This window comes from Acidovorax soli, from assembly GCF_014207955.1.
GTDB classification, from domain to species: domain Bacteria; phylum Pseudomonadota; class Gammaproteobacteria; order Burkholderiales; family Burkholderiaceae_C; genus Acidovorax; species Acidovorax soli_A.
In genome coordinates this window covers 20,284-29,414 of sequence record NZ_JACHLK010000034.1, presented here as the reverse complement: position 1 = coordinate 29,414, position 9,131 = coordinate 20,284, and the positions used below count along the sequence as shown (strand labels likewise).

Below are 9,131 nucleotides of genomic sequence, written 5' to 3'. Positions count from 1 at the left end.
TCCTGTTCAATCAAGGCTGCAGGATTGTATTTTGTTTTTTCTACACCCTCTTGGCGACGCAAGAGAAAGTTACTGCGCCGCCGGGCGCACATCCCTGCCTCCGCCCTCAATCAAAACACGCCGTCAAAACGGAGAGCACAAAGCAAAGCCAGGCAACTACTGCTCCGCAATCACATCCACAAAAACCAGCGGCTCCGTACCCGTGTTCGTCAGCCCGTGCGATTCGTTCTTGCGCACAATGGTCACATCCCCAGCCTTCACCGGCACATCCTTCCCATCCTTGTCCTTGAAGGTGCCACGCCCCGAGATGATGATGTAGGTATCTTCATTGGTCGTGTGCTTGTGGTAGCCGATGGAATCGCCGGGCTTCAAGGTCAGCCAACTGATCTCCTTGATCGCCTGGTCCTTCAGGGCCTTGTCGCGCGTGAAGGCGTATTCACCGATCAGGGTGCCCTTGCCGCCGCCTGCGGCCTCCTTGTTGACCTTGATGAGTTCTTCCTTGGTGAACACATCGGCCAGAGCGGGCGTGGCTGCGAGGGAAAGGACCAGGGCTGTGCCTGCTGCTGCAGCCGATGCAAAGATTGCGTTCTTCATAAGTCTCCAGTGTTGTTGTCACGGCCATGCCTGTTGCAGGCCGCTGGAGATATTAGGGCCTTGTGCGGCATGTGCGTGCAGGCCGTCAGGAATCTGAAGGCAGCCCGTCCGCCCGCCCGCTCGCTCACCACAGCACTTTCGGCAGCGCCGACGCCAGCATCGCCACGCCCGAGAGCGTGAGCATGCCCAGCACGATCTGGCGAAAGCGCGCCTCGCTGATGCCGTGGTACAGCCGCGCGCCCAGCAGCACGGGCACCAGCATGGCGGGCAGCGCCACGGCCAGGTAGGGCAGCATGGGCGCGGTGACCATGCCCGTGGCCAGGTAGGCCGCCATGGTCACGAGCAGCATGGCCAGGTTGAAGTTCTGGATCACGGCGCGCTGGGCGTCCTTGTCCCAGCCGCGCAGCGTGCACCACAGCGTGGGCAATACACCCGTGAAACCGCCGATGCCGCCCATCACCCCGCCCGCCATGCCCACCACTGCATCGGCCAGCCGGCCGCCGCGCGTGAGGCGGGGCAGCTGTTTGGCCAGCAGCATGGCCGGGCACCACAGCACAAGCAGCGTACCGAGCACGAGCTTGAAGGCCTCCATGTCCAGCCGTGGCAGCAGCGCCACGCCGATAGGGATGCCGGCAAGGCCGCCCAGCACGAAGGGCAGCAGCCGTACCTTGTCGAAGCCCCGGCGCACCGAGAACGCCGCCAGCACCTGGCCCGTGAGCGAGCCCGCGACCACCAGCACCGCGGCCAGGCGCGGCTCCAGCGTCCAGGCCCAGAGCGACATGGCCGTGAGGCCGAAGCCAAAGCCCGACAGGCCCTGCACAAAGCCTGCCGCCGCCGCACCCAGCGCCACGATCACGAACACCGACGAATCCATTGCCTGCCCCTGCTGTTGTTGCTGCCTGGCATCCGTCCCGTACGGCGCCTGCATGCAGGGGTCGATTGTGGTCGCCCCATATAAGCAAACCATCAGCAATTACTATTCACCCATGCGATTTTTTGCATAGCCTTTCGAGACCACCATGCCACCCCACGACATCGACGCCGCCCAGGCGATGCAGGCCCGCCTGGCCTCGCGCCTGAAGATGCGCCACCTGGTGCTGCTGCAACAGATCGAGGCCCACGGCACGCTCACCCGCGTGGCGCACCACATGGCCACCAGCCAGCCGGCCATCACGCATGCGCTGGCCGAGGTCGAGTCGATCTTTGGCGCGCCGCTGTTCGAGCGCCAGCCGCGCGGCATGGTGCCCACGGCCCTGGGCACCCTGGCGCTGGCCCGCGCACGCACCATGCTGCAGGACCTCAGCCACTGGGCGCTCGATGTGGAAGCCGCCAGCGTGGGCCGCGCCGCCCACCTGCAGATCGGCGTGATCCCCTTCGTGCCGGGGCGCCTGCTGGCTGCCGCCATCGGCCAGACCCGGCCACGCGGGCTGCGCGCCACGGTCAGCATCCACGAAGGCACCAGCGACCACCTGCTGCAACGCCTGCGCGCGCACGAGCTCGATTGTGTGGTCGGCCGCGCCTCGGCCGTGCTCGACATGGACGGGCTGGTGCACGAAGTGCTCTACCACCAGGAGCCCCGGCTCATCGCCCACCGCAGGCTCTCGGCGCGCCTGGCGCGGCGCCCGCTGTCCTGGCCCGAGCTGGCCGAACTCAACTGGGTACTGGGCGCGCGCCAGACGCCCATGCGCGAGCAGATCACCGACTTTTTTCTGCGCGCCGGCGTGGCACCGCCGCAGGCCTATGTGGAGAGCCTGTCGTCCAAGATCATCGGCGAGCTGATCGCGGCCAGTGAGCGCGCCGTGTCCATCGTGCCGGCCGACATTGCGCAAGAGCTGGTGCGCATTGCCGGCGTGGCCATCGTGCCGCACCGCTTTGGCTGGACGCTGCCGCCCATCACCCTGTTCCAGCGCGCCAAGGGGGCGCAGTACGCCGAGGTGGCGCTGCTGGCACAGGCCCTGCGCGATGCGGCCTCGGGGTTTGCGGCAGAGGCGGCATGAAATCCACCGCCCGCGGAACCTTCGGCGCGCCATCCCACTCCATACGGCCCAGGAACCGGGGAACACCTGCCATGCAACGAAGAATGCTTGTCATTGCCGCCGCCAGCAGCCTGGCGGCAGGCTGCACTGCACGACCACCGCTGGCGGATGCCGCCCACACCGCCGACCCGGCCTCGGATGCGCCGGAGCCGGGCCGAGCCACCACGGCCCTGGCCGATGCACCGGCCTCGTACGCCGAAGCCCTGCAGCGTTGGAGGGGTGCGGCCGAGGTCAATGCCTGGATCGGTGCGCGCTTCGAGTACGACCTGCAACGCGCCATGCTGCTGTCCGAAACCCAGCGCAGCCGCACCGGGCGCCTGCCCATCCACGAACCGGCCGCCTTCTTTGCCGAACCGCGGGGCGTGTGCGTGGACCTGGCGCGCTTTGCCGTGGAGACGCTGCGCACCGTGGACCCGGATTCGCGCCCGGCCTACGTCATGATCGAATTCAACCCGGTGGCCATCCGCGGCAACACCTTGCGCCGCCATTGGGTGGCCTCGTTCCAGCGGGATGGCCAGACCTGGTTCTTCGCCGACTCCAAGCGGCCCGGCCATGTCGCCGGCCCCTATGCCGACACGCAGGCCTTCATGGCCGGGTATGCGAAGTACCGCGGGCGCGAGATCGTCGCGTTCAAGGAGATGGATGGCTACGAGCGCAAGCTGCGCTCGGCCACCTCCGCGAGGGAGCGCGATCCCCCGGTCCTGCCATAGCGCGCTCAGAACGCCGCGGTCAGCGGGTTGGGCCCGATGCGCCCCTCGGCCTGGTCCAGCCTGGCGATGGCCGCCATGTCCTGCGCATCCAGCGCGAAGTCGAACACGCCCGCATTCTCGGCAATGCGCCCGGCGTTCACCGACTTCGGAATCACCACATGGCCCATCTCGATGTGCCAGCGCACGACGACCTGGGCAGCCGTCTTGCCGTGCTTCCTGGCAATGGCCTGGATGCCCGCATCCTCCAGCAACTGGCCCTGGCCCAGCGGGCTCCAGGCCTGCGTGGCGATGCCGTGGGTGGCGTGGTAGCCGCGCAGCCGGTGCTGCTGAAAGCGCGGGTGCAGCTCGATCTGGTTGAGCGCGGGCTTGATGCCCGTCTCCTGCACGATGCGGTCCAGGTGCTCGGGCTCGAAATTCGAGACCCCGATGGAACGCACGCGCCCTTCCTCGCGCAGGCGGATGAAGGCGCGCCAGGTGTCCACATACAGCTCGCGCGAAGGGCATGGCCAGTGGATCAGGTACAGGTCGAGCACATCAAGGCCCAGCAGCTGCATGCTGGCGTCGAAGGCGCGCAGCGTGCTGTCGAAGCCCTGCTCCGCGTTCCACAGCTTGGTGGTGATGAACACCTCCTCGCGCGCCACGCCGCTGGCGCGCAGGCCTTCGCCCACCCCGCCCTCGTTGCCATAGATGGCCGCCGTATCGATGTGCCGGTAGCCCGCGGCGAGCGCGGCCTGCACGGCCTGCGCGGTGGTATCGGCCGGGGTGCGCCAGACGCCCAGGCCGAGTTGGGGGATGGAGCGGCCATCATTGAGTGGCAGGGAAGGATGCGGCTGGGTCATTGTGGGGTTCCTGGAGTCTGGCGGTGGGGGAGGTTGGATCCGCTGCATGCGGCTTGCCAGGCATCTTCGCACGCATGCCAATTGGCTGCTCACGCTCGCCCAACAGCGCCAGCCCACCTCCTGGAAGCGAACCCGTTTGAACGAAGAGACGGCATGCGGCTACCTGCCATCAACGCGATGGGCTGCCAAATGAAATATTTCCGTGCTGCCGGCGAAAGTGCATCCATATGCAACCGCCCCAAAACAGGGAGGATCCATAGCCCAAGCCACGCCCTGATGGACGAGGTCCTCCCATGCGCCATTGGCCGATACGTTTGCACACGTTTAGCAATTAATTAATGCAAATTAACTGAGGCGTCCACGCAACTGCGACAGGCGGCGCGATGGTCTGCATGCCTATGATTTGCCCACAACAAACGCACACGGATGCGGGGTGGGATCAACATGGAACACACGATGAAGCAGCGCGCGCACCACGGTGCGCGATGGGGTGCCCTGAGCGCATTGGCGCTGGGCCTGGCGGCCTGCGGCGGCGGTAGCCCGGAAAGCGGCGGCAGCGGGCAGGAGGCGTCGCAGTCTTCGTCCAACGTCGTCTACGTCCAGCACAAGTCCGCCTACGAGGTGGCTGCCGCGGCGCCCATCCAGCCGGGCGTGGCGATCAAGCCGGTGAAGGCCACCTCCTCCGCCGTGGAAAACCCCGGCATGTCGGCCAGCGCGGCCATCGACGGCAACCCGAACAGCCGCTGGGGCAGCACCTTCGTCGATGATGCCTGGATCCAGTTCGACTTCGGCGCCAAGGTCGACGTGGGCTACATGAAACTGGTGTGGGAGCGCTCCTATGGCAAGGAGTACGCGCTGCAGGTCTCGCAGGACGGCGAGAGCTGGACGCAGATCCGCTACGTCACCAACGGCAAGGGCGGCACCGAAGAATTCCTGAACCTGGGCATGAGCGCACGCTACCTGCGCCTGCAGGGCGTGGCGCGTGCCGGCGGCTATGGCTACTCGCTGTTCGAGGTCGAGTTCAAGACCCCGGGCACCGACAACACCCAGGGCGTGGGCAGCACCTCGGCCTGGCGCTACCCCGCCAATGGCCAGGGCCTGGCGCCCCTGCCCGCCGCTGCAGAACCTGCCGAAATGACGCAGTTCCGCCTGGCCGATGGCACGCTGGTGACCCGCTTCGGCGCGCGCGCCCTGGGCCGCCATGGCCGCGAGCGCGGCGAGGAGTGGAACGAGATCGGCTTCGGCCCCAATGACACGGTGAACCCGGTCACGGGTGCCCCGGTGGACAAGGGCCCCGGTGCCCACCTGACCTTCGTGACCCAGTACTTCCAGAACCGCACCTGGGGCATGGAGATCATCGACAACAGCCGCGTGGCCGGCGTCACCAAGCCCATGCTGGTGGTCAACCGCTACACCACAGTGGACTTTTTGCCGGGCGACACGGCTTTCTTCCGCGCCTTCGACCGCCCCGGCGTCACGGGCTACGGCTGGATGAACCCGGGCGAACTGGTGGACCGCAACGTCAAGGTCTGCGCGCCCACGCCCTACCCGGCCAACGGCCGCCTGGCCAGCCCTGATGGCATCAATGGCCCCTGCACGCTGCGCATCAAGGAGTACCCGGGCCACGGCGGCCTGGGCGCCGATGGCCTGCCCAACGGCACCAACGTGCCCTCACGCGCCCTCGTGGTGGGCGATGCCATCGAAGTCTCTCCCGCCATGTTCAGCACCCGCGAGTCCATGGCCGCCAAGGGCGACAACGGCGGCATCCGCTACTACTCGGCCGAATGGCTCTACGTCATGGGCACGGGCCTGGTGCCCTGGTACGGCGTGCAGCCGCGTCTGAACTCGGCCCCCCTGCCCGTGGCCACGCTGTCGGGCGGCACGGGCTCGGTCTCGTACAACTACTCGGACAACGGCGCCTCGATGTTCCAGCAGCCGTTCAACAACGTCGGCATGCAGAACATGCAGCGCTTCGTCGAGGGCCGCCGGCTGATCCACACCAGCTTCGACACCGGCGCCCACAGCGAGCCCGGCAACGACCCCTACCTGCCTGCCGCCAAGCTGCAGGGCACGCACTTCAACCAGTCGGCCTGCGTGGCCTGCCACGTGAACAACGGCCGCAGCCCAGCCCCCACCCAGGTCAACCAGCGCCTGGACAGCATGTCGCTGCAGACCGCCAGCCTGGGGGATGGCGGCTTGCAGCAGCCGCACCCCCGCTACGGCAGCGTGCTGCAGATGAACGCGCGCTCCGCCACCGGCGAAGCGCAGGACTGGGGCAACAGCGTGCGCGTGGCCAAATTCGAGACGCGCAACGTGCGCCTGGCCGATGGCACGGTGGTGGAGCTGCGCAAGCCCGTGCTCGGCTTCGACGGCCCGGTGCCGGCCGTGCACTCGCTGCGCGCCGCGCCGCCCATGATCGGCATGGGCCTGCTCGAAGCCGTGCCCGAGGCCGACATCCTGGCCCGAGCGCGCAGCGTGCCCGATGCCGATGGCGTCAAGGGCGTGCCCAACTACGTGTACGACCCCGAGAGCAGTGCCGTGCGCCTGGGCCGCTTCGGCTGGAAGGCCTCCAAGGCCACGCTGCGCCAGCAGGCCTCCACGGCGCTGCTGCAAGACATGTCGGTCACCTCCACCGTCTACCCCTCGCGCGATTGCAACTACGGCCCGACCGCCTGCGCCAATGGCGTGCGCAAGGCCGGCATCAGCGAGGCCGATCTGGCCTCCATCTCCAACTACCTGGCCCTGGTCGCCGTGCCCGCCCAGCGCAGCCTGGAAAGCGGCTTTCCCCGCGGCGTGGCGCCGCTCGATGAGCACCGCGTGAACCCGCAACAGGTCGCCCTGGGCGCCAGGCTGTTCGACAGCCTGCGCTGCGTGGCCTGCCACACGGCCGAGATGAAAACCGGCTCGGGCCACCTGTTCGCCGAACTGCGCAACCAGACCATCAAGCCCTACTCCGACCTGCTGCTGCACGACATGGGTGCCGAGCTGGCCGACAACTTCACCCAGGGCCAGGCCACGGGCGCGCTGTGGCGCACCGCGCCGCTGTGGGGTATTGGCTATACCGAAAAGGTGATGGGCGCCGGCCAGGCCGCCAAGGTGGGCTACCTGCACGATGGCCGCGCACGCACGCTGACCGAGGCCGTGCTGTGGCACGGTGGCGAAGCCGATGCGGCACGCCGCCGATTCGAGGCCCTGCCTACGGCCGACCGCGAGGCGCTGCTGGCCTTCCTGCGGTCGCTGTGATCCAGCCCTGGAGGCCGCCGCAGGCGCATCGCCTGCGGCGGCCTTTTCGTTTCAGTAGAGGGTCGTGCGCTGCCGCTCGGGCAGCGCCTGGTCATAGGCAGCGCCGTCGAAGCTCTGGCTGATAGCCGAGAGAATGGCTCCAGGCGTGGGCACAGGCCGCGGCGCCTCGGGGTCCACCGGCTCCCACAGCCGCGAGCGCAGGATGGCGCGTGCGCACTGGAAGTACACCGACTCCACCGCGATGCGCACCACGCACTTGGGCGGCTGGCCGCCGACCACAAAACGTTCCATCAGATCGGGCGCCGTGGTGATGCGGGCGCGGCCATTGACCCGCAGCGTCTCGCCCACGCCGGGGATCAGGAACAAGAGCGCCACGCGCGGGTCGGCCACGATGTTGCGCAGGCTGTCCACACGGTTGTTGCCACGCCGCTCGGGCAGCAGCAGGGTGCGCTCGTCCAGCACCTGCACAAAGCCCGGTGCGTCGCCGCGCGGCGAGGCATCGAGCCCGCCCGGCCCCGAAGTGGCCAGCACGGCAAACGGCGACGCCTCGATCATGGCCCGGTACGAGGGGTGCACATAGGGCACCTCCTTGGACAGCGAGGCCTCGCCGGGCGTGCCGAACAGGGCTTCGAGCTGGGCGATGCTTTCGATGGAGTGGGCGGTCTCGGCGACGGTGGCAGCGGTCAAGGCAGGCTCCGAAAAAGGGATGGGAAGTGCGGTGGGCATGCCGCCATGTTGCAGCGCCGCACCGCCAGCGACAAACGAGTTTACGGCCTGCCATGCGTGAGAAAATCACACGCATGACCACCCGTCTGCCCCCGCTCAATGCCGTGCGCGCCTTTGCGGCCGCGGCACGCCACCAGAGCTTCACGCAGGCCGCGGCCGAGCTGTTCGTGACGCACGGTGCCATCAGCCGGCAGGTCAAGGCGCTCGAGGAATTCCTGGGCGTGGCCCTGTTCGAGCGGCGCGTGCGGCAGGTCTCGCTCACGCCCGAGGGGCAGCGCTTCTTTGCCGAGGTGGCCCCTGCGCTGGAACAGATCGGCGCCGCGGCACGGGCGCTGATGGCAGAAGAAGAAAGCGCCTCGGCACGCACGGTGAGCATCAATGTGCGGCCCTCGTTCGCCGTGCGCTGGGTGATTCCCCGCCTGCCGGACTTCGTGGCGCAGTTCCCGGGCATCGCGCCCCGGGTGGTCACCAGCACGGTCTCACCCGACCAGGCCAGCGAGCCCTTCGACGTGGCGATCCGCCGCGGCCGCAGCGCGGGCTGGCCCCCGTCCATCGCGGTCCAGCCGTTCATGCAGGACGAGGCACTTGTCGTGGGCACGCCCGCCCTGTTCGCCACCGCCCCGGTGGCAGAGCCGCGCGGCCTGGCGGCCCATGTGCTGCTGTGGTCGCGCTCGCGCCCCGACGACTGGGACCACTGGAAGCGCCAGGTGGGAGCCCCTCGCCTGCGGCCCGCAGGCCAGTTGCAGTTCGACCACCTGCACTTCGTGCTGCAGGCCGCGCTCGATGGCCTGGGCTTTGCGCTGGCCCCGGCCTCGCTGGTATCCCACGACCTGGCCGCCGGCCGCCTGGTCTGCCCCCTGCCCGCGCTGCGCCTGCCGCTCACGCGCCACTACTATGGCCTGGCACCGGACGCCACGCCCGAGGCGCAGTGCTTCGCGCAGTGGCTGCAGGCACAGATGCAGCCCCTCGCATGACGGCCCGGG

Annotated in this window: 8 protein-coding genes; 4 read left to right on the top strand and 4 right to left on the bottom strand. The window is 68.4% G+C overall.

The genetic code is table 11. The annotated features are described in order from the left end of the window. Positions 1 to 156: 156 nt before the first annotated feature. Entirely contained in the window at positions 157 to 594 is a 438-nt protein-coding gene (locus HNP48_RS34710; RefSeq protein ID WP_260420500.1) for a cupin domain-containing protein, read from the bottom strand. 124 nt (positions 595 to 718) lie between these two features. Then, positions 719 to 1,468: a sulfite exporter TauE/SafE family protein gene (locus HNP48_RS34705; RefSeq protein WP_184866154.1), complete on the bottom strand. Its 750-nt coding sequence runs from the start codon at positions 1,466 to 1,468 to the stop codon at positions 719 to 721. 145 nt (positions 1,469 to 1,613) lie between these two features. On the opposite strand from HNP48_RS34705, the gene HNP48_RS34700 reads away from it, so the two are divergent. Then, positions 1,614 to 2,591, top strand: coding sequence for a LysR substrate-binding domain-containing protein (locus HNP48_RS34700; RefSeq protein WP_184866151.1), 978 nt, complete (start codon positions 1,614 to 1,616; stop codon positions 2,589 to 2,591). An 83-nt stretch (positions 2,592 to 2,674) separates the two neighbouring features. Beyond that, positions 2,675 to 3,340, top strand: a complete 666-nt coding sequence (locus HNP48_RS34695; protein WP_221480464.1) for a hypothetical protein — start codon at positions 2,675 to 2,677, stop codon at positions 3,338 to 3,340. Positions 3,341 to 3,345: 5 nt separating this feature from the next. On the opposite strand, the gene HNP48_RS34690 is transcribed toward HNP48_RS34695, so the two are convergent. Beyond that, positions 3,346 to 4,179 (bottom strand): aldo/keto reductase, encoded by an 834-nt coding sequence (locus HNP48_RS34690; protein WP_184866147.1) that lies wholly within the window; start codon positions 4,177 to 4,179, stop codon positions 3,346 to 3,348. A gap of 456 nt (positions 4,180 to 4,635) precedes the next feature. Between HNP48_RS34690 and HNP48_RS34685 the strand changes: the two genes are divergently transcribed. Next, a complete protein-coding gene (locus HNP48_RS34685; RefSeq protein WP_260420499.1) occupies positions 4,636 to 7,422 on the top strand; it encodes a di-heme oxidoredictase family protein in 2,787 nt (928 codons plus the stop codon). Positions 7,423 to 7,473: 51 nt separating this feature from the next. Here HNP48_RS34685 and HNP48_RS34680 read toward each other — a convergent pair whose 3' ends face one another. After that, positions 7,474 to 8,148, bottom strand: coding sequence for a pyridoxamine 5'-phosphate oxidase family protein (locus HNP48_RS34680; protein ID WP_409362598.1), 675 nt, complete (start codon positions 8,146 to 8,148; stop codon positions 7,474 to 7,476). Positions 8,149 to 8,222: 74 nt separating this feature from the next. Between HNP48_RS34680 and HNP48_RS34675 the strand changes: the two genes are divergently transcribed. Next, the gene (locus tag HNP48_RS34675; RefSeq protein ID WP_184866141.1) at positions 8,223 to 9,122 is read left to right on the top strand and encodes a LysR substrate-binding domain-containing protein; all 900 of its coding nucleotides are present in this window, start codon (positions 8,223 to 8,225) and stop codon (positions 9,120 to 9,122) included. Positions 9,123 to 9,131 lie beyond the last annotated feature (9 nt).